23 protein-coding genes, 1 other RNA gene and 1 pseudogene are annotated in these 23,486 nt (G+C 58.2%); 5 read left to right on the forward strand and 20 right to left on the reverse strand.

The features are described from left to right. Nucleotides 1–202 precede the first annotated feature (202 nt). From RQ593_RS07635 to RQ593_RS07655, 5 genes are all read left to right on the forward strand, one after another. The gene (locus tag RQ593_RS07635; protein WP_311450241.1) at nt 203–943 is read left to right on the forward strand and encodes a sigma-70 family RNA polymerase sigma factor; all 741 of its coding nucleotides are present in this window, start codon (nt 203–205) and stop codon (nt 941–943) included. A 91-nt stretch (nt 944–1,034) separates the two neighbouring features. After that, on the forward strand, nt 1,035–1,349 hold the full coding sequence (gene rsrA / locus RQ593_RS07640; RefSeq protein WP_070599437.1) for a mycothiol system anti-sigma-R factor: 315 nt from the start codon (nt 1,035–1,037) through the stop codon (nt 1,347–1,349). Nucleotides 1,350–1,610: 261 nt separating this feature from the next. Beyond that, nucleotides 1,611–3,116: a 3-phosphoshikimate 1-carboxyvinyltransferase gene (gene aroA / locus RQ593_RS07645; protein WP_311450242.1), complete on the forward strand. Its 1,506-nt coding sequence runs from the start codon at nt 1,611–1,613 to the stop codon at nt 3,114–3,116. Beyond that, nucleotides 3,117–4,244, forward strand: coding sequence for a ribosome small subunit-dependent GTPase A (gene rsgA / locus RQ593_RS07650; RefSeq protein ID WP_070604484.1), 1,128 nt, complete (start codon nt 3,117–3,119; stop codon nt 4,242–4,244). An 81-nt stretch (nt 4,245–4,325) separates the two neighbouring features. Beyond that, nucleotides 4,326–5,267, forward strand: coding sequence for an inositol monophosphatase family protein (locus RQ593_RS07655; RefSeq protein ID WP_311450243.1), 942 nt, complete (start codon nt 4,326–4,328; stop codon nt 5,265–5,267). Nucleotides 5,268–5,381: 114 nt separating this feature from the next. Here RQ593_RS07655 and RQ593_RS07660 read toward each other — a convergent pair whose 3' ends face one another. The 20 genes and pseudogenes from RQ593_RS07660 to glf all read right to left on the reverse strand — a co-directional run bounded on the left by RQ593_RS07660 (nt 5,382) and on the right by glf (nt 23,293). After that, the gene (locus tag RQ593_RS07660) at nt 5,382–5,978 is read right to left on the reverse strand and encodes a hypothetical protein (RefSeq protein ID WP_070614994.1); all 597 of its coding nucleotides are present in this window, start codon (nt 5,976–5,978) and stop codon (nt 5,382–5,384) included. Between the two features lie 308 nt (nt 5,979–6,286). Continuing rightward, a pseudogene (locus tag RQ593_RS09470) lies at nt 6,287–6,415 on the reverse strand (phage portal protein); the annotation flags it as partial. Nucleotides 6,416–7,102: 687 nt separating this feature from the next. Then, the gene (locus RQ593_RS07665; protein WP_049333302.1) at nt 7,103–7,552 is read right to left on the reverse strand and encodes an 8-oxo-dGTP diphosphatase; all 450 of its coding nucleotides are present in this window, start codon (nt 7,550–7,552) and stop codon (nt 7,103–7,105) included. 167 nt (nt 7,553–7,719) lie between these two features. Further along, nucleotides 7,720–8,082: a hypothetical protein gene (locus RQ593_RS07670; RefSeq protein ID WP_311450244.1), complete on the reverse strand. Its 363-nt coding sequence runs from the start codon at nt 8,080–8,082 to the stop codon at nt 7,720–7,722. A gap of 695 nt (nt 8,083–8,777) precedes the next feature. Continuing rightward, nucleotides 8,778–9,150, reverse strand: a transfer-messenger RNA (tmRNA) gene (gene ssrA / locus RQ593_RS07675). Between the two features lie 324 nt (nt 9,151–9,474). Beyond that, nucleotides 9,475–10,371, reverse strand: a complete 897-nt coding sequence (locus RQ593_RS07680; RefSeq protein ID WP_311450245.1) for a DUF4190 domain-containing protein — start codon at nt 10,369–10,371, stop codon at nt 9,475–9,477. A 237-nt stretch (nt 10,372–10,608) separates the two neighbouring features. Next, nucleotides 10,609–11,073, reverse strand: coding sequence for a DUF4190 domain-containing protein (locus tag RQ593_RS07685; protein WP_049342185.1), 465 nt, complete (start codon nt 11,071–11,073; stop codon nt 10,609–10,611). A 129-nt stretch (nt 11,074–11,202) separates the two neighbouring features. Continuing rightward, on the reverse strand, nt 11,203–11,697 hold the full coding sequence (smpB, locus tag RQ593_RS07690) for an SsrA-binding protein SmpB (RefSeq protein WP_304276502.1): 495 nt from the start codon (nt 11,695–11,697) through the stop codon (nt 11,203–11,205). Between the two features lie 19 nt (nt 11,698–11,716). Further along, nucleotides 11,717–12,844, reverse strand: coding sequence for a peptide chain release factor 2 (gene prfB, locus RQ593_RS07695; RefSeq protein ID WP_005508590.1), 1,128 nt, complete (start codon nt 12,842–12,844; stop codon nt 11,717–11,719). A 261-nt stretch (nt 12,845–13,105) separates the two neighbouring features. Continuing rightward, nucleotides 13,106–13,675 carry a pilus assembly protein TadG-related protein gene (locus tag RQ593_RS07700; RefSeq protein WP_083297895.1) on the reverse strand — a complete coding sequence of 190 codons (570 nt, stop codon included), beginning with the start codon at nt 13,673–13,675 and terminating at the stop codon, nt 13,106–13,108. Continuing rightward, entirely contained in the window at nt 13,662–14,198 is a 537-nt protein-coding gene (locus RQ593_RS07705; RefSeq protein WP_311450246.1) for a pilus assembly protein TadE, read from the reverse strand. The genes RQ593_RS07700 and RQ593_RS07705 overlap by 14 nt, the downstream gene beginning before the upstream one ends. Continuing rightward, the gene (locus tag RQ593_RS07710) at nt 14,164–14,613 is read right to left on the reverse strand and encodes a TadE family protein (protein ID WP_397545902.1); all 450 of its coding nucleotides are present in this window, start codon (nt 14,611–14,613) and stop codon (nt 14,164–14,166) included. The genes RQ593_RS07705 and RQ593_RS07710 overlap by 35 nt, the downstream gene beginning before the upstream one ends. Nucleotides 14,614–14,618: 5 nt before the next feature. After that, nucleotides 14,619–14,846 carry a hypothetical protein gene (locus RQ593_RS07715; RefSeq protein WP_070676030.1) on the reverse strand — a complete coding sequence of 76 codons (228 nt, stop codon included), beginning with the start codon at nt 14,844–14,846 and terminating at the stop codon, nt 14,619–14,621. A 108-nt stretch (nt 14,847–14,954) separates the two neighbouring features. After that, complete coding sequence (locus tag RQ593_RS07720) at nt 14,955–15,887, reverse strand: type II secretion system F family protein (RefSeq protein WP_049345773.1); 933 nt, start codon at nt 15,885–15,887, stop codon at nt 14,955–14,957. Continuing rightward, on the reverse strand, nt 15,884–16,738 hold the full coding sequence (locus tag RQ593_RS07725) for a type II secretion system F family protein (RefSeq protein WP_049354294.1): 855 nt from the start codon (nt 16,736–16,738) through the stop codon (nt 15,884–15,886). Before RQ593_RS07725 ends, RQ593_RS07720 begins: the two co-directional genes overlap by 4 nt. Beyond that, nucleotides 16,738–18,000, reverse strand: coding sequence for a CpaF family protein (locus RQ593_RS07730; RefSeq protein ID WP_303987098.1), 1,263 nt, complete (start codon nt 17,998–18,000; stop codon nt 16,738–16,740). Before RQ593_RS07730 ends, RQ593_RS07725 begins: the two co-directional genes overlap by 1 nt. A gap of 440 nt (nt 18,001–18,440) precedes the next feature. Continuing rightward, entirely contained in the window at nt 18,441–19,214 is a 774-nt protein-coding gene (locus RQ593_RS07735; protein WP_049337844.1) for an ABC transporter ATP-binding protein, read from the reverse strand. 4 nt (nt 19,215–19,218) lie between these two features. After that, entirely contained in the window at nt 19,219–20,100 is an 882-nt protein-coding gene (locus RQ593_RS07740; RefSeq protein WP_049352622.1) for an ABC transporter permease, read from the reverse strand. After that, nucleotides 20,097–22,103 carry a glycosyltransferase gene (locus tag RQ593_RS07745; RefSeq protein WP_049352623.1) on the reverse strand — a complete coding sequence of 669 codons (2,007 nt, stop codon included), beginning with the start codon at nt 22,101–22,103 and terminating at the stop codon, nt 20,097–20,099. Before RQ593_RS07745 ends, RQ593_RS07740 begins: the two co-directional genes overlap by 4 nt. 2 nt (nt 22,104–22,105) lie before the next feature. Next, the gene (glf, locus tag RQ593_RS07750; protein WP_005508581.1) at nt 22,106–23,293 is read right to left on the reverse strand and encodes a UDP-galactopyranose mutase; all 1,188 of its coding nucleotides are present in this window, start codon (nt 23,291–23,293) and stop codon (nt 22,106–22,108) included. Between the last annotated feature and the right edge of the window lie 193 nt (nt 23,294–23,486).

The following is a 23,486-nucleotide window of genomic DNA, read 5'->3' on the forward strand; positions in this document are numbered from 1 at the left end:
CGTCGTAAGGGCGGCGCAAACCACGGTAAGCGCCCCAACGCATAAGGTATCTTGCATACACTTTAAAACCCCGGCGTTTCGGATATTATTCGGACCCGGGGTTTTGCTTTACCCGCAGATGTTTGTGCGCATTCTGCGGAATAAAGAGAAGAATTCTACGTTATGGAAGTGAACGCCTGGCGCGTTCCTGTAGAGGAGAAACATGGCTGAAACCAACACCGCAGCGGATACCCGCGAGCTGCGCGAACGCTTTACCGCGGACGCTATGCAGTATGTGGATCAGCTCTACGCTGCCGCCCTGCGGATGAGCCGCAACTCTGCCGATGCTGAAGACTTGGTGCAGGAAACCTACATGAAGGCTTTTGCTTCGTACCACCAGTTCACCGAGGGTACGAACCTGAAGGCGTGGCTGTACCGCATCCTGACGAATACGTACATCAATTTGTACCGTAAGCGTCAGCGTGAGCCGCAGCAGTCTCAGGGTGAGACGGTGGAGGATTGGCAGCTGGCTCAGGCCGGTGAGCATGATGCGGTGGGTCTGCGTTCTGCCGAGGCGGAGGCGCTGAGTGCCCTGCCGAATACGGAGGTTCGTGAGGCTCTGAACGAGCTGTCTGAGGATTTCCGCATGGTGGTGTACTACTCCGATGTGGAGGGGTTCGCGTACAAGGATATTGCGGAGATTCTGGATATCCCTCTGGGCACGGTGATGTCTCGTCTGCATCGTGGCCGCCGTATTCTGCGTGAGAAGCTGCTCGATTATGCGCGTGAGAACGGTCTGCGCCCGTCAACCATCGCAAAGGTAGAAGCGAAGGCTGAGGCGAAAGCAGCCGCGAAGGCGAGCGCTAAGGGGCAGCCGGCAAAGGCTACCAAGGGCACTAAGACGGCCAAGGGCGTAAAGTCCCCGCCGGCGGGCTCTGGCTCCAAGGTGCCTGCAGATTCTTAGTTTCGCTCTTCTCCACGTAATCTAGCCCCCCCCATCAGGTTGGGGCTAGACTCCCCTAACGCTTTATACCTTCCGTGTGAAAGGAACCCCGATGTCAACCACAGACAAGAATTCTTCTGTCCCCGAAGCCTCCGCGGCTTCTGAGCCGCTGGAGGATTGCGGCGGCCAGCCCTGCTCGTCGTCTCTCAAGCACCTCTACGAATTCCTCGATAGGGAGCTGAGCCCCGAGCAGCTGCGCACGGTTCAGGCACATCTGGATGCCTGCCCCGACTGCGCGGATGTGAAGGACTTTGAGCTGATGATTCGTGAGAAGATGCGTTCTTCGTGCGCTCAGCAGGCGCCCGAGCAGCTGAAGGCGCGTCTACTGCAGGATGTGCAGAAGTTCTGCGCCGAGGCTAACCTCTAAGCTGCCTCAAGCTGTTGCCCCGCTGGGGGTATAGACATCTGATGATGAGTGAAGGCGGTGCACCAATAACGGTGCACCGCCTTTACGCGTATTGATTGGTTCGCGCTGTCTGGTCCGTGTTGTCTGGCTCGCGCTGCCCATCTCATCGCTGGAGCCCTCAGCGGCTCGCAAACCCTCAACCGGTAGAATAGGGGTAGACGTCAACCGGCGCAGCCTCTCTGATTCTGCGCCCTCCCCATGATTTGAACCAGAAGAGGATGTATGAGCGACGCAGCAGTGCAGCTTTCCCCCGGTGATTGGCCCGCTCCCCTGGCACCCGCCTCCAGCGAAGCCGCTGGCAAGAACGCGCTGGCGCATATTCCGGGTTCTAAGTCGCTCACGAACCGTTATCTGTTACTTGCTGCTCTGGCTGATTCCCCCTCGTACTTGCGTGCGCCGCTGCATTCGCGCGATTCGGCGCTGATGATTGAGGCGCTGCGTCAGCTGGGTGCGGGTATTGAGCTGGTGCCGACCGATTCGCCGTTCGGTCCAGATGTTAAGGTCACTCCCCTGAACTTTGTGGAAACGCATTCTGCTCAGGCGCAGGCCGATTCCGCTCAGCCGGTGTCGATTGAGTGCGGTCTTGCCGGTACCGTGATGCGTTTTGTGCCCGCCCTGGCGGCGCTGCTGCCGGGTGAGTTCGCTTTTGACGGTGACCCGCACGCCCGTCAGCGTCCGATGGGTCCTGTTCTGGAGGGTCTGCGTCAGCTGGGTGTGCAGGTGGATTGTGAGCAGGGCGAGAACGCTCTGCCCTTCGTGCTGCGCTCCCCCGGTCTGGCGAGCGTAGAGAGTGTTTCTGAGGCGCCCGTGGTTCGTATTGATGCTTCCACGTCGTCCCAGTTCGTTTCGGCTCTGTTGCTGATGGCGCCTCGCCTACCGCAGGGTATGGTGCTGGTGCACGAGGGTTCTTCGGTGCCGTCCATCCCGCACATTCAGATGACCGTGGAGGCACTGCGCCAGATGGGCATCGAGGTGCAGGAGCACTACCCGAACCAAGCCAATGAAGCAGAGAGCGGCGAGTACCGTTGGATGGTTCATCCCGGTTCTTTCCCCGGATTTGAGATGACCATTGAGCCTGATCTGTCGAATGCCGGTCCGTTCCTTGCCGCCGCCGTGGTTACCGGCGAGTCGGTGACTATTCCTCATTGGCCTGCACCCGCGGCTGACTCTTCGGCGGGTACGACCCAGGTGGGCGATATGTGGCGTGAGCTTCTGCCCGCGCTGGGTGCGCAGGTTCGCTACGCTGAGGGCCGTCTGACCGTGACCGGTCCCGCGCAGCTTCCCGAGGGTGACTTCTCCTTTGATCTGTCTGCCGGTGGCGAGTTGGCGCCGACTATGGCGGCTGCTTGTGCTTTCGTGAAGGGCCGCGTTGAGCTGACCGGCATTGCGCATCTGCGCGGTCATGAGACGGACCGCCTCGCAGCGCTCGCCGCTGAGATTAACCGCCTGGGAGGTGCCGCCCACGACACCGCCGATTCGCTGGTGATTGAGGCGCCCATCCCCGCTGCCGCGGAGGTTGCGCCGGTTCTGGCGCGCACCTACGACGATCACCGCATGGCAACCTTCGCGGCGATTATTGGTTTGCGCCGCCCCAATGTGGTGGTGCAGAACGTAGCCACCGTGGCTAAGACCATGCCCGAATTTACCGCAATGTGGGAGGACATGCTGGCGCAATGGCAGGCCGGCGCTTCCACCTCTGACGTTACCGCCAACCAGGAGGTCTTCTAAATGGGTTCTTCCCGCATGAACGTGCGCGATTTCTCCGAATGGGATGAGTCGGATGTGCGCGTGCGCCCGAACAAGAAGGGCTCCCGCCCCCGCACGAAGGACCGCCCGACCTTCAAAGAAGCGATTCGTGGCAGGGTCATTACTGTGGACCGCGGCCGCTGGTCGGTCGTCGTTGATGAGGGTACCGAGAAGGAGCGTACCCTCATTGCGGCGCGCGCTAAGGAGCTGCGCCGCACCGCGATTGTAACCGGCGACTTTGTGGACCTGGTGGGTGACACCTCCGGCGCGAAGGATACCCTGGCACGCATTGTGCGTCTGGGCGAGCGCACCTCGATTCTGCGCCGTAGCGCCGATGACACCGACCCGTCGGAGCGCGTGGTCGTGGCGAATGCTCAGCAGCTGGTGATTGTGGTTGCTGCGGCGAACCCGGAGCCGCGCACCGGCTTCATTGACCGTGCCGTGGTGGCGGCGTTTGACGCCGGGATTGAGCCGATCCTGTGCATTACGAAGACCGATGTGCGGTACCCGCAGAACCTGCTGGATTACTATGCGGCGAGCGGTTTGAAAATTGTGCTGTCTTCGTCTTCGGATGGTTTGGCGCCGAGTCAGGAGGGCGCTGCCGGTTTGGAGTCGGCACCGGTTCAGGAGCTTCTGCAGGAGCTGTTGGGTCAGGTGTCGGTGCTTCTGGGCCATTCGGGTGTGGGTAAGTCGACCCTGGTGAATGCGCTGACCGGCTCTGAGCGTGCGACCGGTCATGTGAACGCGGTGACGGGCCGTGGCCGCCACACGTCCTCGTCGGCGTTGGCGTTGCGTCCGGTGAATGCGAACGGCGACCCGATGGAGCCAGGCACCTGGATTATTGACACTCCGGGTATTCGTTCTTTCGGTCTGGCGCATGTGCCGCCGGAGACCGTCGTGGAGGCGTTCGTGGACCTGGCACCCGGTGCGGCGGATTGCCCGAAGGCGTGTACTCACGCGGCGCAGGCTCCCGAGTGCGGTCTGGAGGCGTACGTTGCTGCCGGTCACGCCGGTGAGAGCGGTCCCGCCCGCCTGGACTCCTTGCGTAAGCTACTGCTGTTGACTCCTGAAGAGGGCGATTCGGAGAAGGAACTGGGCGCTCTCGTCTAGGTTCTCTCCCCTGCACTGCACACAGCACTACACGCACATTTTTGCTGACTACATCACCGAATATTGAAGAAGAGCATTACTATGAGCCGTCCCCAGCAGTACACCGACGATTTGCGTCTTGCGCATATTCTTGCCGATAGCGTCGATCGTGTGAGCGCCATGCGTTTTCGTGACCGCCCGGTCTTCTCCCCCGCTTCCGAGGTGGTAGAGCCCCCCGAGGCTGCACCCGCTGCGGCACCGTTGGCGCCGTGGCAGCAGGCTGCTCAGCAGCCCGCAGAGCCGCAGGTGCCGGTGCAGGAGCCTGACGATTACGCCTCGAGTGTGGCTCAGGAGGTTGAGGAGCTTCTGCGCGCGCAGCTGTCGCGTGTGCGTACTCGTGACGGTATTGCCGGTGCGCATGCCGGCTATAACGGTCAGGCGGCGCGCCAGTGGGTGATTGCGCCGATTGCTGAGCCGGATAATTTTCGCCGCGGCGTGCCGGTGTGGGCGACTCTGATTGCTTTGCTGGATCAGGGTGAGCCGGTGGTGGGTGTAGTGTCTGCACCCGCGCTGGGTCGCCGCTGGTGGGCTGCTCGCGGCTCGGGCGCGTACACGGGTAAGTCCTTGGCGCAGGCGACTCGTCTTGAGGTGTCTTCGCTGACTCAGCTGGATCAGCTGTCTGCCGCGTACACCGACCTCTCCTCCTGGAAGGCAGCCTCTGAAGGCGCTGTGGACCGCTCTGGCGAGCTTGTACAGCTTCTGGGTTCAGTGGGTCGTTCCCGCGCGTACGGTTCGTTCTGGGCGGCGTGTATGCTCGCTGAGGGTGCCGTGGACACCGTCATGGACGCATCCCTGTCTTTCTATGAGGTGGCGGCGCTACTGCCGCTGATTCGTGAGGCTGGCGGCGTCGCCTCCACCCTGGAGGGTGATTTGCCCGAGCACGCGGGCGTTTCGGCCGCCGGTGTGCGCCCGGTGTCCCTGGTGGCAAGTAATACTGCGGCGGTCCAGCAGCAGGTGCTGGAGGCGCTCGCGCCCCAACCCTAGCCTGCACTCCCCCCCTCCCCGGTGACGGTGACAATATAGCGAGGCGGCGGCTTTCCGGTAAGTGGAAAGCCGCCGCCTCGCTATGTATCGCTATGAGAGCAAGCGTTGCCTGTTTTAGGACAGCATCGTGAGGGTGCCGAGCAGACCCAGCAGGCTCAGACCCGAGATGATGTACGCCAGAATGTTGAAGGTCGTCATCTTCGAGGTGTACTTGGTGGTGTGACCGGCGTTCACCTTCGCTGAGTAGATGGCGAGCCAGATAGACACGCCTACCGGGATTAGGCCCACGAGCAGCAGAGCAATCACCATGATGTTGGGGCTCAGACCGGAGCTATATGCAGAGGAGCTGTAACCGCGGGAGTTGAGCGTTGCTTCAGAGTGGAGTGCCGCTACCTGAACCCACGCGTAGAGGGTCAGCGCCAGGGCACCCAGGGAGGCACCGAACGCGCCGATGGAGTAGAAGTAGCCGGGGCCGCGGAAGTCGCCGGTGGTCTCGCCGTAGGGGCGGCGGTGCTCAGCCGGCACCCGGTAGATGTCCGGGATGCGCTGGTAGCTGTCGTCGCGGTCGCGCACGTTAGCCGGTGCCACGCCCAGGGCGGGTGCGGGTGCTGCGCCGAGGGGAGCGCCGGGTGCGACGCCTGCAGGTACCGGCTGCGGGGAGTTTGCATTGTTCTGCTCCGGGAAGGAGGGGGCGGGAATCTGGTTTTCCATGGTGTGTCCTTGAGTGGTCGTCATAGCGGGTATGTAGCTACCGCATCGTAGCGGCGGCATCCCTATGACCGGCTAATCTGTGGCTCTGCGGTTGCTCTCGAATGTTACCGGTGAGATTGAATGAACAATCAACGCCGAACAACGATATCTACCCTTCGATACTACGGCATAGGGTGCGTTTTCGTCTTCTCTGATGACGTCTTCATTACGATGCGGTCACCTAAGCACCCTCGGGCACGCCGATACACCCACGCAGGTACACCCGAGAACAGACCGACAATTGGGCATACCGTAGTACCCGCCCTCTCTTGGTAGAGGTGGAGCGGCAGCGAGGCGACGGCATCGGCCAGGATGCGGACGCAGGCGTAGACGGCGGTCATCTGCATCGCAAAGCGTTCCGTCACCGTCTTACCCGACGTCGTGGGAGAAGCGAAGAACTCGGTGTTCGTCAAAGACAGGTGTTCTGTGGTGCTGATGGAGCAGGCGATTTACGACCAAACCAAGATAAAAGACTCATATATTACATTTACATATACAGCAAGATGTGGCAGCAGTTTTAAAACTGCTACCACATCTCGTTGACCACGTAGAAACTTCTAAGCGATGTTTTACACACTAGGTCCTTTAGGGGGTCCCTTAGGGAACTTTGAATCACTCTCAAGCGTCTTTCTGGCTGCAAAAGTAACCAAAAGACCTCCTAAAATTGCACTTAGAATTGATACTGGATTAAAGAACTCCCCGTCTCTGGCAAATGAGATAATCACCCAGAACACCGGAACAATAGTGAGAAAAAATCCTAGTGTAAATATATTCTTCGCACGCATTGGACCTCTTCCAAGGCTGGTATTACGGAGGCCACCATTGCTTTCTGTGAGACAACGGAGGATGCCGGATATTTTGTCGGTATCTACGACTCTACTGTTTCCAGCTCAGTCTTGGGCTCCCATTCTCAGGAGCAAAATCATAGTGATTGATGCAAGCCTTCCGACACGCCAGTTATAGTAGGATAATCCTTATCTACATCCAATTCGTCCGAGGAGCCTGTGCTGATTTTGCCGTCTACCGACATAAGCATAAATAAAGTTGTTATGGGTCTGCTCATTTTTCAACCTCGTGTACTCATACTATTTTATAGAGACTGTCCATGTATCCCCATCGACCAGGTACTGAAATTCCGTCAGAGCCGGATCGTTTATTACTCGCATCAAATCCTCAAAATCATCGACCGTGTTTATCTCTGATAGGCGATTGCTTTCCACCCATTCCATCTGACCCTCGTCAGAAGACATGACCGTCCCGCTATATTCGTTAGTCCTGAACAAAATAACAACATAGCGTCCGTCCTTGATTGGAAATTGCTTCACACCCACAAGCCGTGGATTCTTTATATCCAGCCCCGTTTCCTCTTTCATTTCACGGATAACCGCATTAACGAAAGATTCTCCCGGTTCCACATGACCGCCTGGAAGCGTATATCCCTGCCAGTCATTTTTTACTCTGTTCTGAAGGAGCATTCTGTCCCCATCCGTGATGAGACACAATACCGTCAATTCAACATTTTCCGTTCTGCTCATATTATTCTCACTTCTTCTTTTTCGGAACAGGAAGTTCTTCGTACATCGCTTCCAGCAATTCACAGAGAAACTCTTTAATCTCAATCACCCAATCAATGAAATCATTGATTGCCTTCTGATTGTCCGTCGTGTTCATCTTGATGTTGGAATACTCCTCCAGCAGGATGTCAATCTTCGTGTTTTGGTTGCGGCGCTCTCAAGCCATTTCGACAGAACCGAATGAATCGCCGTATGAAACATCTGATAGCCCATATCCTTGAGCCTATGAGGATGCGTATGTTCTTGAGCAGTTCATCGACTTGGTCTTTTTTGAGCACGATGCGGCTGGCCTTGGTTTCCAGCACGACGGCGGGGTCGTTCACGTTGTCGGGCAGATACCACCCGTCCGGCTTGTCCGCCACACCCTTGAAGCCCACCCGGTTGAACGTCATGAGCTGTCCGACGCCAGAGACGACCCCCGGCTTGTCCTCGAAGTCGAGGATTCCCCTGGCCTTGTCGCGCACCTGATTTTCGGTAAGGTCCTCCGCCATCGCCGCTCCTTTGCTACCCATGTCACAATAAATCGGTCGATTCTGAACCCCTAGGAACAATGTAGGCTGCTGGGTTCAGTAAGCCTCAGAATCTGTCCCATAATCGGTGTCTGACCACCTGAGTGTATCATCATTGACAACATTATCGATATCAAATACTTCTAGCGGGGAGGCAAGACCCAAATTACCATGTGGGCGACGGATATCGGGCTGAGGCTCATAGCAAGGCAAAGCTGAAAACCTTCCTATCCGAGACATTGATGGTGCTGTACTCAAAGCGTGCATTTCGCTCATAGACAGCCCCATCGAAATAGCACACATCTTTGTCGAGTCAGCTGTGCCACTCATCCTTATTTTCGTCAGTGAGGTAGTCTCTGAATGAGGACCAGCTACCCCGATATCGTCCCTCGAACGGATGAGGAGAGATAGACAGGCCCTCGAAGTCAACGACATATGAGTCGTCATTCTCTGATGGCGTTCTCATTACAATGCGGTCACATGAGCACCCTCGGGCACGCCGGTACATTCCAGAACAGACCGGCAATACAGGACCGACCAATTGGGCATAAAAATACCCGGCAGGTGACGCCGTGAGGCGTCCTGCCGGGTGGTAGAAACCTACCGCGGTTCATCCTCTGGAGTGGAACCGATAATCACCGCCACACACCCGTGAAGGTGAGCGGACGGTTGGGAGATCGTGGAGATGCGGGGAATCGAACCCCGGTCCGATGTGGCGTCAACGGGGCTTCTCCGTGCGCAGTTTATGCGAACGCTACTTTTCAGCTCCGGTACTTGCATAAACACATATACCGACGAACCTAGTCACGTAAAAGTCCCGCCAGCCCCCGCAACAAGGGCTAGCAGCAGTGGCCTTTTAAGTCGATGCCGGTAACTGAGCCAAAGGCATGCTCAGGCCGACAGACGGCAACTCGCGCTTAGGCAGCGAGTGCGAAGTCAGTGCGCTTAGATTCTGCACTTAATTTTTTGCAGAGGGCGTTAACGAGATAACCCTGCATCCTCGGCACGCTTCACCCATCTCAACTCACATCGTCGAAACCGATCATCCCCCTATGCTTTTATCAAAAAGCCCACCGTCCTCTGAAAGTTTTCCTCAACATACCTTGATGCCGCGGTGCCATTCAAACACGGTAGAGATTCAGTATATCCGAGGTGTTTAACGGCGTGCAAGTCCCCCACCCCGCACACACGACGCTCTCACTGACAGAGAACACAGCCGGCGGATACTTACAGAGAACACCTGCAGAGAACCCGGCGAGCGCTCCTCCACCGCACACACCCGGCTCAACGACGGGCACAGCAAACGGGGTGTGAGGCACCCCAGATATTCTGGGAGCCTCACCCCGTTCGTGTACCGTGCTAGGCGGTCAAACCTTAGTGGCGCGCAGAAACAGTCATGCGGTTGTTCGGGTTGTCACCAATCTGGCAGACCACGTTACCGTGACCGTCCTCGGTACCAACCTCAAGGCACTTCTGAGTGGTCTGATAGAAAGAAATGAATACGAAAAGCATGCAAATCGAAATCAGGACAGACACCGCACCGGTGATAATACCGGTCAGCGCGAATGCCTTACCTGCACCAGCTTCCTTGACCTTCTTCAGGGACAGCACACCCAGAATGATTGCGGCAATACCCAGCAGAGCGCCAAACACGAAGAAACCGGTCAGCACAGCCGCAATACCGAGAATCATCGCCGCCAGCGCCATGCCGGGAGCCTTCTTCGTCACGGGAGCCGCATACGGGTAACCTGCGGGCTGACCGTAACCGTAAGCATCCTGCTGAGGCTGCTGCTGGTAAGAGTTCTGCTGGTAGTTGTAGTCAGCGGGCTGCGCCTGGTAGGAGGCGTCCTGGCCGTAACCGTACTGGTTCTGTTGAGCAGGCTGCGCCTGGTAGGAAGCGTCCTGACCGTAGCCGTACTGCTGCTGGGCGGGCTGAGCCTGGCCGTAGGTGTTCTGCGCTGCAGCACCCTGAGCCGAAGCACCCTGGGCGGCGTTCTGACCGTAAGCATTCTGCGAAGAGGGCTGCGCACCAAACTGGCCGTACTGGTTCTGCTGGGCCGAGTTCTGCGGAGTAGCGTTCTGCTGCTGAGTCTGGCCGTAGGTGTTCTGAGCGGATGCGCTCTGACCGTAATCCTGGCCGTAGGTGTTCTGTGCCGAAGGAGCCTGGCCGTAATCCTGACCGTACGAGCCCTGGGCGGAAGAATTAGGCTGCTGAGCAGCGTAGGGGTTCTGTGCGTTCCCCTGGTTGTTTCCGTAGTTATTCTCAGACATCCGTCGTTCTTTCCTTCACAGTTGCAGCGAACAATTTATACTCGCCCAACGCACCATTGCGCGCTGAGTTCGGTTCCATTATATAAATAAGCCGTCATTTGGGTCATCTGTGAAGTCCAAGATTCCAGAATCATCCCCCAGAATCCATCAATCGGGCAGAATCAGCGCAGAAAAAGAGCAAGGGACCGAATAGTTCAACACTATTCGGTCCCTCAAGCTTCAAAGACTCAATGCGATTTAACGGCGGTACATCTTGTACTCATCGGGGCTCATCGTCATGGTTTCACCGTGAATGGTGCACACGTAGTTGCCGTTCGAATCCTGCACGGCCTTCTCAGCGCAGTCGCCGAGCATGCCAATGCCAATCAAGCCCAGAATCAGCACAACAACAGCAACAATCATGCCCAGCGCACCGGTGACAATACCACCAATCGCCATGCCCTTACCGGAGGCAGTGCCGTTCTTCACCTTCACCAGGGCAACAATACCCAGAATCACGCCAACCAGACCCAGCACGCCACCGAAAATCAGCCAGCCAGACAGCAGACCAATAACACCCAGGATCAGCGAAGCAATCGCCAGAGCCGAGCTCGGGGTCGGCTGGTAGCCGGGGTAGCCGCCCTGCATGTTGTATGCCGGTGCCTGCTGCGGTGCGGGGATGAACTCGCCCGGGTTCTGCTGGTAGTTCGGGTTCTCAGACATGTGTCTCCTCAAAAACGTATGGTGCTCGCGGTACACCGCGAATTTTCAACCATTATACGCGAGGAACCGCGCCTAGACCCTACCGGCAAGTTCCTGGAGCAGCCGTGCACCCCGGCCGTTGCCTCAGCTTTAGCCGAGGTTGCGGTAACGCATCGCGCGGCGCGCCTCCAGGTCATCCTGACGCTCACGCAAAGCCTGGCGCTTATCGTACTCACGCTTACCGGTCGCCAGGGCAATCTCAACCTTCGCACGACCATTCGAGAAGTACAGCTTCAACGGAACCACCGTGTAACCGGTCTCCTTCAGCTTCTGCGCCAGCTTGTTAATCTCAGAACGATGCAGCAGCAGCTTACGGCGACGACGAGCCGCATGGTTCGTCCACGTGCCGTAACCATACTCCGCAATATGAATACCCTCGAGCCACATCTCGTTATCGGTCACCTGGCAGAAACCGTCCACAATGGACGCGCCACCCTCACGCAGAGACTTCACCTCAGTACCCAGCAGAACAATACCCGCCTCATAGGTATCCACGATGTTGTAGTTGTGGCGAGCCTTCTTATTCTGGGCAATAATCGCGTTATTCGGGTCCTTCTTCGCGTCTTTCTTCTTTTTCTGAGCCATCACTCAATCCTTATACGTCTTAGCTCTCTTCAGCCGCGCGCCCCGAAGCACGCCAGCGAATACCAGCATCAATAAAGGCGTTCAAACCGCCATCCAAAACATTAGAGGTATTACCCTCCTCATAGCCGGTACGCAGATCCTTCACCATCTGGTACGGATGCAGAACATAGGAGCGCATCTGATCACCCCAGCTTGCCTTAATATCACCGGCAAGCTCCTTTTTCTTCGCATCCTCCTGCTCCTTACGCAACAGCAACAAGCGAGACTGCAGCACACGCAAAGCCGCCGCACGGTTCTGCAACTGCGACTTCTCATTCTGCATCGACACCACAATACCGGTCGGCAAGTGAGTCATACGCACCGCCGAATCCGTCGTATTCACCGACTGACCACCCGGGCCCGAGGAGCGGAACACATCCACCTTAATCTCAGACTCGGGAATCTCAATAGCATCCGTCTGCTCAATCAGAGGGATCACCTCAACCGCCGCGAACGAGGTCTGGCGGCGGCCCTGATTATCAAACGGCGAAATACGCACCAGGCGGTGAGTACCCGCCTCCACCGACAGGCGGCCAAAAGCGTACGGTGCGTTCACCTCGAAGGTCACCGACTTCAGGCCCGCCTCCTCAGCGTAGGAGGTGTCCAGAACCTTCGTCGGGTATCCGTTCTTCTCCGCCCAACGCAGGTACATGCGCAGCAGCATCTCCGCGAAATCAGCAGCATCCACGCCGCCGGCGCCCGAACGGATCGTCACCACAGCCTCACGCTGATCGTACTCACCCGAGAGCAGCACCAGCACCTCAAGCTCTTCCAGCTTGGCGCGGATTTCAGCGCACTCGCGTTCAGCATCAGCGAGCAGCTCGGCGGCAGTCTCCTCATCCTCCGCTTCGGCAAGCTCCACCATCACCTCAACATCATCAATGCGAGAAGACAGCGACCGCAGACGATTCAGCTCCGACTGCTTATACGACAGTGCGCTCGTCACCTTCTGCGCGTTCTCCACGTCATCCCACAAATCGGGCGCGGCAGCCTGCGCAGACAGGTCCTCAATGGCGCGCTCAATCCCCTCAATATCGCTCACAGCAGCAATAGAGGTGAAAATCGCGCGAAGCTCTTTAATCTCAGCAGAAAAGTCGAAGGATGCCATAGCCTTTAACACTATCGCGAAACGGCCAGAAAGTCCCGCCGTTACAGCCCGCAACAGCCCACAGCGCAGAAGGACAGGGTGGTTAGAGGGCAGAAGCCGCGCAACGAAGACATAAAAAGGCATAAAACGAGGGCGCATCCGCTAGCCGTTACACTACCTTGCGGATGCGCCCTCGCAGTCTATGGGGCTCACAACACACCAATAAGCGAGTGCGCCGTTACGCCCGTGCGCCGTTACGCCCGTGCGCCGTTGATGGACGCACTAATCGGTGGACGGGCCCTGGCTCGTCTTCAAACGCGACGAACCATGAGCGGTCACCTCAATACCATCAGGCACCAGAATCGACAGCAGCGGCGGACGAATACGAGCCGACAGGTACACGTGCACGCTCTGATCAGAATCCACGGACACATTCTCCAGACGCAACGCCTGAAAATCCTGCCCCGGCTGAACCTCAGCCAAGTACGCACTCGCATACTCCCACGCCGCCGAACCACTCGCCTCATCCGGAGTGCGCATCGTGCGGGTAATCGAGTTCGCCTGAGCGTCCGCCATATCCTGCAGATGCTGAGTCTGCAGATACGCACCCGTAATCGCCACTGTCACCGAACCGATGAGCAGAAGCAACGCCAACATGCCCACAATCAGCGGGGCAATACTGCCCTCTTCCGGGTCTGAGGCAAACGGGTCTGAGGCGAGCGCCCGGCTCTGCGCACGGGCACGAGCCTGTAGACGGGTACGACGGCATGCGTTAGCGTAGCGCTCCCGCACCGAGGAAAGCAGGCGAGCCGGCGATAACAGGCGAGCGGGCGAACCATTAGGAATCAGCATGACCAGACCCCCAACTCGTCGCGTGAGAACTCACCGGAATCACGCCGCCACCCATAAACGAAGGTAGCAACGGCAGACGTGCCTGAACCGTCACCGTGGCGTACGCCTTCGTACCTGAGACGCACTCCCCCGACGGACAGCTCAATGACACGCTCACATCGGAGGGCTCAACCCCGTAATCCGCGGCAGCATGCACCGCCAGACGCTGAGCCAAATCAGGACCGACAGACGAATCCTGCGGCTGCTCCTGCACGTACAGCACCACCTGGGCGCTCGCCGCATGAGCCGCCATCACCGAAGACTGCAAGCTAAAAATCGTCAGAATACCGTAGAGCACCGGGATGAGCAGAGTAATACCCAAGCCCAGGAACTCCACAATGGCGCTACCCTCTTCACGGCTGTGCTCGTTAGAACGAGGCCGATCAGAAAGATGCCGATCAGAGCGGCTCTTCAGGCGTTCCTTCACACGCTGCCGAAGCGAAAAGCCACTAATCACCGGAACGATGCTCCGCATAAATCGCATGCCCCTTCACCTCAATAGAATCCGGAAAACCCCACGGACCCAGCACCGGCAACGGAGACTTCACCGTCACCTCCAAGGTGCGCACCCCCGTAGAATCACTACTCTGACGGTACGAAATATTCTCAGCGTAGGAAGACGGAAGAGCCCCCTCAATCAGCTGACGGGTACGCTCCATGCCCTCCTGCGGAGTGCGGTCACGCATCGTACCGTAACGTGCCCCAGCCGCCGCAGCATCCACCAACATGGTTCGTGCATACAGGGCGAAAGAAACCTGCAGAATCGCCATGGTCAGCAACACCAACAGCGCACCGACCATGACGAATTCCGTGCTGGCGTCACCGCGCTCGCTATCCTCCACAGAATGTTCCGCGGAGGAGAGCTCAGCGGCAGTCAGCTCAGAAGCGAAGCGGGGCATACGCATTACTGGTGAACCAGAGCAATCGCATCGTTGAACATCTTGGTCAGAGCGGGCTGAGCAATCGCCAGGATAGCGGCAACCAGCACGGCGCTCATCATGGTGATCATGACCCAGCCGGGCACGTCGCCGCGCTCGGGGTCATCCTGCTTGTTCTTCAGACGCAGAGCCAGCACGGATGCGACAGCCAGGGCAATCAGCACGGTGAGGGTGGTGCGGAAACGACGGAACATGATTTTCTCCTTCTATCAAAGGGTGTAGTGTGTGGTTGGTGCGGCGCGCCGGGCAATCAGCCCAGCCCACCGCGGTGCAGCCGGTACGGTGTGTACCCGCCGCAAAATCTAAAAGTTCAAACGCATAAGCGACAGGCCCGGGAAGACCGCAAAAATGACGGTCAGCGGCAGGATGAAAAACACCACCGGGGCGAGCATCGCAATCTCCTTCTTACCGGCTGTTTCCATCAGCTCACGCTTAGCGTTATCGCGCACATCCTGAGCCTGCGCACGCAACACATCAGCCAGAGGGGTGCCGCGCTCAATCGCAACAGCAATACCCTCAACGAAGCGGCTCAACGCCGGCACGCGAGTACGCTCCGCGAACTCCTGCAACGCGCTCAAGAGCGAAACACCGGTGCGGGTCTGCGCCAAAATCTCAGAAAACTCGCGAGCCAACTCGCCACGCGAAGTCAGACAGATACGCTCCAAAGCCGCTAGCGCCGATTCGCCCGCCGTCACCGACAGAGCCATCATCTCCGCCAGCGCCGGGAACTCAGCGACCAGCTGCTTCTCACGCTTAGTCACTGCCTCGCCCAGCCACCAGTCACGCGCCAGAAAGCCGCTCAAACCGCTCACCAGCACCAGTACAAGAGCCACCAGGATGGAGAAACGCTCCTGCACCACACCGATAACGGTCAGGGCGCTCATGACGGTCACACCGGCAAGCGCCCACAGCAGTTGCTCAGCACGAAACGCGCTCACACTCTGCGAAGAACCCGCGCGGCGCAGACGCTCCTGCACCGAACTATCACTCAGCGACGAACCGCTCAACGACGAAGATAGCGAACGAAGCAGCGGCGCACAGAACGCCGAAATCGCCTCCAACAGGCTCGGCTCACGGCGCTCCTGCTCCTTCAACAGCGACTCACGCAAAGTCTCACCGCGCAGCTGCGATGCCACACGATCAGAGAACGAAATACTGCGAGTATTCAGCACCGAGGAAAGAATCAGACCCACGCCGGTCGCCAACAGCAGACCAAAAATCAGAGGCAGGTTCATCCGAAAACCCTCCGTTCACGCGGCAACTCACCAATACGCAGCATCAGACGGTACGCCGCCAAAGAAATAGCGGCACCGGCAATCATCAGCATCGCACCGGCAAACGAGTTATACACCATGCGCGCGGCAGGCTGAGTCGCCATCAGGCACAGCACAAACCACGGCGCTACGCAGGAGAGACGAGCCGCATTCACAGTCCACGACTGGCGAGCCAGAAGTTCCGAACGGGTACGCGCATTCTCACGCAGAAAATCACTCAGCGTGCCCAGCAGCTTACCCAGGTCCGAACCGCCCACCTCGCGGGCAATCTTCAACGCCTCAATAATGGTGTCCGCCACCGGGTCAGAAAGGTACTCCTTCAAACGGTTCAGCGAGGGCACGAACTCACCCGACGCGCGGTAATCACGAGAGAAATGAGCGAAAGCATCACGCAGCTCTTCCGGGCCGCGGTAGGAGAGCTGAATCAGCGCCTCCGGCAGGGACAGGCCCGCACGAATCGCAGAACGCAGGTGGTCCACCGCATCCGGCCACAACTGCCAAATGCGGGCATCCGCCGCGCGGGCACGATGATTCACGACCACGCGGGGCGCCACAAAACCGCCAATCAGGCCCAGCAGACCCAACGGCAGTAGCTGAGTGACCATCAGCAACAGCACCGAGGCAGTCACACCGCTGGCGACGCTCACCCACATGAACGTGCGAGGCGTCAACGAATGCATGCCCGCCTTACGAAGAGCAATTACCAGCGCCGGGTCATTACTCGGCTTCGGCGGCTTGCCGTTATCAGGAAAGCAGGAGAGGTAAATCAGGCAGACGCCCAACCCCAAAATCAGGCTCAGAAACAGAGGCATTACTGACCCGCCTTCGCCGCAGCCAGCACCTGCTCGGGACGGTGACCGGCACGAACCCAACGATCCGGGTTCGGCAGCTCCAACGCCACGCACACCATCCGGCCATCACGGCGCACAAACAGCGGGGACATCTCAATCACGCCGTCCTCAACGCGGCCACCCAGCATGCTGATTTCTTCGACCTGACGCTGACCGCGCGAATCGCGACCGCAATGCACCACAATGTCAAAGCAGGACGCTACGGTCGGCACCACGAACGCCGAGGAAATATTCTCGCCCGCCAGCAGCGGCAGGGTACAAATCTTCGTCACCGCGTCACGTGCCGAGTTCGCGTGAATCGTGCACATGCCCGGCAGACCAGCATTGAGCGCAATGAGCATGTCCAGGGATTCCGCCTCACGCACCTCACCAATAAGGATGCGGTCCGGGCGCATACGCAGCGCCTCTTTGACCAGGCGGCGCAGCTCAATGGCGCCGGTGCCCTCAAGGTTCGGCTGGCGGCACTGCAGACCCACCACATCGCGTAGTGGAACCGCGAGCTCAAAAATTTCTTCGCAGGTAATCACACGCTCACGCGGCGGAATGGACGCCGACAAGCAGTTCAGCATCGTGGTCTTACCCGCCTGGGTCGCACCCGAAACGAGGATGTTCATGCCGCTCTCCACCGCAGCGTGTAGCAGGGCCGCCGCGCCGGCACTCAGCGAGTTCATGCGCACCAGGTCGGGCAGGCGGCGGGCACGCACCACGAACTTACGGATATTGATGCTCGTGTGCTTGCGGGTAATGTCCGGAATCACCGCGTGCAATCGGGAGCCGTCCGGCAGGGATGCATCAACGAACGGGGAGGAAAGGTCCACACGGCGGCCCGAAGGCTTGAGCATACGCTCCAGAAGGCTATTGATCGCCTCGGCGCTCAGGTGCAGGCCAGTCAGCTCGCTCTCGCCATTGCGGGCAATAAAGATTTCATCGGGAGAGTTGATCCAGATTTCTTCAACGCTCTCATCATCCAGGAACGGTTGAATCACGCCGAAGCCGCAGATTTCGTCATGCAGGCGCTGGGCCACGGAGTCACGGTCGCCCAAATCGGGCAGGGAGATGCGGGTACGCCGCTGCTCGTAATCGCTCAGGTGCTCGTCAATGAGCCCGCGAACGGCGTGCTGGTCCTCGTGCGGGTCCAGGCTGCGGTGGCGCATTGCCTCGCGGATATTTTCTTCGAGCAGAGTTAGATGCTCCGCCCGGGTATCCAGTACGGTGTTCTCCATTGAAGTGATCCGATGCTGTGTGTGGTGTGGTTGTGTGGAATACGGTGAAGCATTGATACATCAATGCCACCATCACCCTAGCGTCAAAGCATCAAATTTATCAAAATGTAATAAAACGCCCCTTAATATTTACGAGTATAGTATTTGAGTATTTTTGATGCGTAGAATCACACATATCGTTACCTAAAGTGCATCAAAATTCAAAACACCTAGTCAGCTGTGACTCACAGAACAGCTGCCTGCGCGCATCTCAAACCACCCACCCCTGACCGCGACTATATTGCACTTGGTGCACACGTAACATTTCGTCTTAAAGAGCCCGCAGCCGCCATCTTGAAGCCTCGCACCCCATCCCGAAGCAACAATATTCGGGCACAGCAAAGGGGCGTGCACTCCCCCATCGGGAATACACGCCCCATCACAAGCGATACATCTAGCGGTTAGTCGCCGCCACGAATCACCTTCACAGCTTCCTTAATCGGACCGTCAAAACGCAGGTTACCGTGCTCCAGCACCACGCCGCGGTCACAAATCTTCGACACCAAATCCAGGTCATGGCTCACCACGGCAAGAGTCTTACCGGCAGAGCACAGCTCCTGAATCTTCGCAATACACTTCTTCTGGAACGGCTCATCGCCCACCGCAAGAATCTCATCCACCAGGAAGATATCCGGGTTCGTGTGAACCGCAACCGAGAACGCCAGGCGCAGGTACATACCCGAAGAGTAGAACTTCACCTCAGTATCGATAAAGTCGTGAATCTCAGCGAAATCCACAATCGAATCGAAGGAAGCCTCAATCTCTTCCTTGGTCATACCCAAGATAGCGCCGTTGAGGTACACGTTATCGCGGCCAGTCAGATCCGGGTGGAAACCAGCGCCCACCTCAATCAGACCCGCAATATTGCCGCGAGTGAGAACCTCACCCTCATCAGCGCGCATCACGCCAGAAATCATCTTCAGCAGCGTAGACTTACCCGAGCCGTTCAGACCCAGCAGAGCCACACGCTCACCCTGACGAATATCCAGGCTCACGCCGTTGAGCGCATTGAACTTCTCCGAAAGATCACCCTTGCGGCCCTTAATCAGCCAAACAAAAGCTTCCTTCATCGAACGGGTGTGGCGCAAAACGAAGCGCTTCACCAGGTTCTCCACGTGAATCACCACGGGAGCGTCCGGGCTCACCGGAGGGAACTCAAGCTTCTTAATATCCACAGAATCAGAGCTCCTGGGCGAAGTTGCCCTCAAACTTACGGAAGAGCAAATCACCAATCAAAACGGTCAGCAGAGAAATACCAATGGCAATCGGAGTCCAGAAGCTGAAGAGATGCGGGACCACCTGCGAAGCAGGAAGCGCCAAATCCTCAGGACGGAGCGTCGGATGCCAGAAGCCATAGTGGAACAGCTCCACCGCAACGGTCAGCGGGTTCATCATGAACACGTTGAACACCCACGGGTAGAGAGTGTCACGCACCATGGTCCAGGAGTACAGCACCGGGGCGAACCAGGTAGCCACCATCAGCAGCATGTCCACAATGTTCTCCGAATCGCGGAAGAACACGTTAGCCACACCGAAAATCAGACCCAGACCGTAGGACAGCAGCATCACGATGAGCATGCCCGCCAGAATCGACTCAAAAGCCAACAAGGACGGATGCCAGCCCACCGCAAAGCATGCCAGGAGCATGACCACAATCTGCGGCACAAAATGCACCAGAGCCACCCACACCGTCGACAGCGAGAACAGCTCACGCGGCAGATAAATCTTGCGAATCAGAGCGCTGTTAACCACCATGGCGCGAGCACCATTACCAAAACCCTCCGAGAAGAAGTTAATGGCAATCATGCCCGAGAAAAGATACACAGCGTAGTTGTGCATACCGCGTTCCAGACCAAGGAAAAGACCCATGGCAATGTAGAACACCAGGAACTGCACACCCGGCTTAATGTAGGACCACAGAATACCCAGCACCGAGCCGCGGTAGCGAACCTGGATTTCCTTATCAACCAGAAGTCGAAGCAGGTAGCGATTCTTCATCGCATCCAGGATGCCGCGGCCGCGACCGGGCGCCTTCAGGGGAACAGACTTCAGATCGCTCATCGGGTCAGCTCAGAATCCGTATGCTCAGCGAAGGTCTTAGCCCACGCATCGTAGGATGCGACCTCGGCCGCCTTCGAACGGTACTGCTCACGCAGCTTCTCCCAGCCGGTCACCAGCTGGACGTGCAGCTTAGCAGCCTGTGCCAGCTTCGACTTCAGCTGCTCGGGGTCGCGGCGGTACCAGAACAGGCCGGTACCCTCAGCGTTAGTCGCCAGAGCCGAATCGAACTTCGACAGGGTCCACCAGTTGGTCTCACCGTAGTTCAGCTGAATCTGCGGGTGAGCCTTCGCCTCTTCGCTCACCGGCTTGAACAGCTGACGAGCAACAGTCTTCGCGGTCCAGGAAGCAAGCTTCTTGTAACCGGGGGACGCGAAGGAACGGCGGCCACGGAACGGAGGCTTCTTCGTCTGAATAGCCGGGAAGTCATCCACGTTCGGCTTCACCTGAGACTCCGGGTACTCCTTAGCCATCGCACGAATCACCGGCAGACGCTGCGAGAGCGAGGGGTGCAGGTGCTCGGGGCCGGAGAGCAGATCCTCCAGCGCCATCAGGCGGCCAGCCTCAGTGTAGTACTGCATGGACAGGGTGTGCTTGACGTCCAAGAACAGGGACTCCAGCAGCACGCGGCCACCCTTATCGAAGGGCGAGTGCAGCAGTGCGGTAATGAGGCGGTTGCGCTCGTGGTAGTACGCCTGCCAGCCGACCGAGTCATCCTTATCGGTCCAGGAAACGTGCCACACGCCCGCGCCGGGGAAGGACACGGTAGCGAAGCCTGCAGCCTTAGCGCGCAGACCGTACTCAGCGTCATCCCACTTCAGGAACAGGGGCAGGGACAGACCGATTTCCTTGATGACGGCGGTCGGGATGAGGCACATCCACCAGCCGTTGTAGTCCACGTCCACGCGGCGGTGCAGCCACGGGGTGTTACGCAGGTTGTGGTGGCCCAGGTTGTGGCCCATCGCCATGTCATCGTGCGGCTTAGCGTAGAAGTTACGCCACGGGTCAACAACCTCACCGAATGCGTGCAGGACCGAGCGGTCGAACATGTCGAACATGTGCGCACCCACGATGGTGGGTTCCTTGCAGTAGTTCGCGAAGGTCACCATACGCAGAATCGACTCGGGCTCCACGATGACGTCATCATCGAGCAGCAGCACGTAGTCAGAACCGTTGTTGACGGCCTCAAACATGCCGCGCGAGAAGCCACCGGAACCGCCCAGGTTACCCTGGTTAATGATGCGGAACTTACCGGAGAGAGGCTTCACGACCTCTTCAAAGTCCTCGTGGTCCTGCACCTTCTGGGTGCCCTGATCCACAATCAGGAACTCGTGCACAGCATCGAAAATCTCGGGGCTCTCACCCAGAGCACGAATGTTGTTGATGCAGTACTCCACCTTGTTCATGGTGGTAATCTGCACGGTCGCCTGACCAGCCTTCACGTCTGCGCGGGGCTCAATGTCGCCCAGCCAGTTCGCTTCAACCAGCTCAAGGTCAGTAGTGCCCGCCAGGTCGAACCAGTACCAGCCACCGTCACCGAACGGTGCCAGGGGCAGGGTGAAGGTGTTGGTCTCCTCGCCGGAGAGCAGCTTCGCATCCACGCGCTGAATCACGCCACGGCCATTGGACTTGTACACAATGACCATGCCCTCGCCACGAGTCTGAACGCTCAGCACGACCTTCTTCAGGTCAGTCCAACGGCGCCAGTACGACGCGGGGAACGCGTTGAAGTACGTACCGAAAGACAGGCTCTGACCCGCGCTCACGGTAATGGAACGGCGGCTGTTCAGGTTATTCGCGGCGTCGCGGTTTGCGCTGGCGCTCGAGACAGACTGACCGGAGGTGTTCATCGCCTCCGCAATGGAGGTCGAAGCATCGCCATCAATACGGGTGGGCAGCTGAACGCCGGTCGCGACACTCGCATCCACGTACAGGGGCACAACGTCAGTCTCAACAGCGCTCGGGAAAATAACCCGCTGCAGGTTCTTCAAAGTCTTATCAGCCATGGTTATGCGTCAACACCACCGGACTCGATCTTCGCACCGTTAGCGAAGTGCGGGCGGATCTTGTTGTCGAACATGGACAGTGCAGCACCAATAGCCATGTGCATATCCAGGTACTTGTAGGTACCCAGGCGGCCACCGAACAGCACGTTGTTCTCGCCCTTAGCCAGGTCGCGGTACGCCAGCAGCTTCTCACGGTCCACGGAGGTGTTGACCGGGTAGTACGGCTCGTCGCCCTTGTTCGCGAAGCGAGAGTACTCGCGCATGATGACGGTTGCGTCCTTGGTGTAGTCACGCTCGGGGTGGAAGTGACGGAACTCGTGGATGCGGGTGAAGGGAACATCAGCATCGGGGTAGTTCATCACGGAGCAACCCTGGAAGTCCTCAATCGGCAGGACTTCTTCTTCCAGGTCGATGGTACGCCAGGACAGGTCGCCCTCAGCGTAGTCGAAGTAGCGGTCAACCGGGCCGGTGTAGACCACGGGAATCTGACCCAGGACGTTCTCGCGAGAGTACTGGTGACCGGGCTCGAAGAAGTCAGTGTTCAGGTGCACCTCAATGTTCGGGTGCGCCGCCATACGCTCCAGCCATGCTGCGTAGCCGTCAACGGGCAGACCCTCGTACTTGTCGTTGAAGTAGCGGTTGTCGTAGTTGTAGCGAACCGGCAGGCGGGAAATGATGGATGCGGGCAGCTCTTCCGGCGGGGTCTGCCACTGCTTAGCGGTGTAGTGCTTGATGAACGCCTCGTACAGGGGGCGACCAATCAGGGAGATACCCTTATCGTTCAGGTTCTGCGGGTCGGTACCAGCCAGCTCGCCAGCCTGCTCAGCGATGAGCGCCTTTGCCTCTGCGGGAGAGTAAGCTGCGTTGAAGAACTGGTTGATGGTACCCAGGTTAATCGGCATGGGGTAGACGATGCCGTTGTGGCGGGTGTACACGCGGTGCACATAGTTGGTGAACTCGGTGAAACGGTTCACGTACTCCCAGACACGCTCGTTGGAGGTGTGGAATAGGTGCGCACCGTAGCGGTGCACCTCAATACCGGTCTGCTTCTCCTTCTCGCTGTATGCGTTACCACCGATGTGGGAACGGCGGTCCAGCAGGGCAACCTTCAGGCCCAGCTCAGTGGCAGCCTGTTCTGCGATGGTCAGACCAAAGAGGCCCGAACCGACTACTACGAGGTCAGCGGTCAATGTTTTCTCCTGTATTATCACGGCGCACCGCCGCTTCTGCGAGGGCGGTATTCACCTACCAGATTGGACACATCCGAGTGTTCTCAGTCGCGCCGCAATCCGCACGGGTGGAGGCAAAAAGCGTCACCCGTGATGGATATAGTCATAATCTAAGATACCCGTTTATCATGCGTCACGCATACTTATGACGTGT

This window comes from uncultured Rothia sp. (assembly GCF_963507905.1).
In the GTDB taxonomy this organism is placed as follows: Bacteria; Actinomycetota; Actinomycetes; order Actinomycetales; family Micrococcaceae; genus Rothia.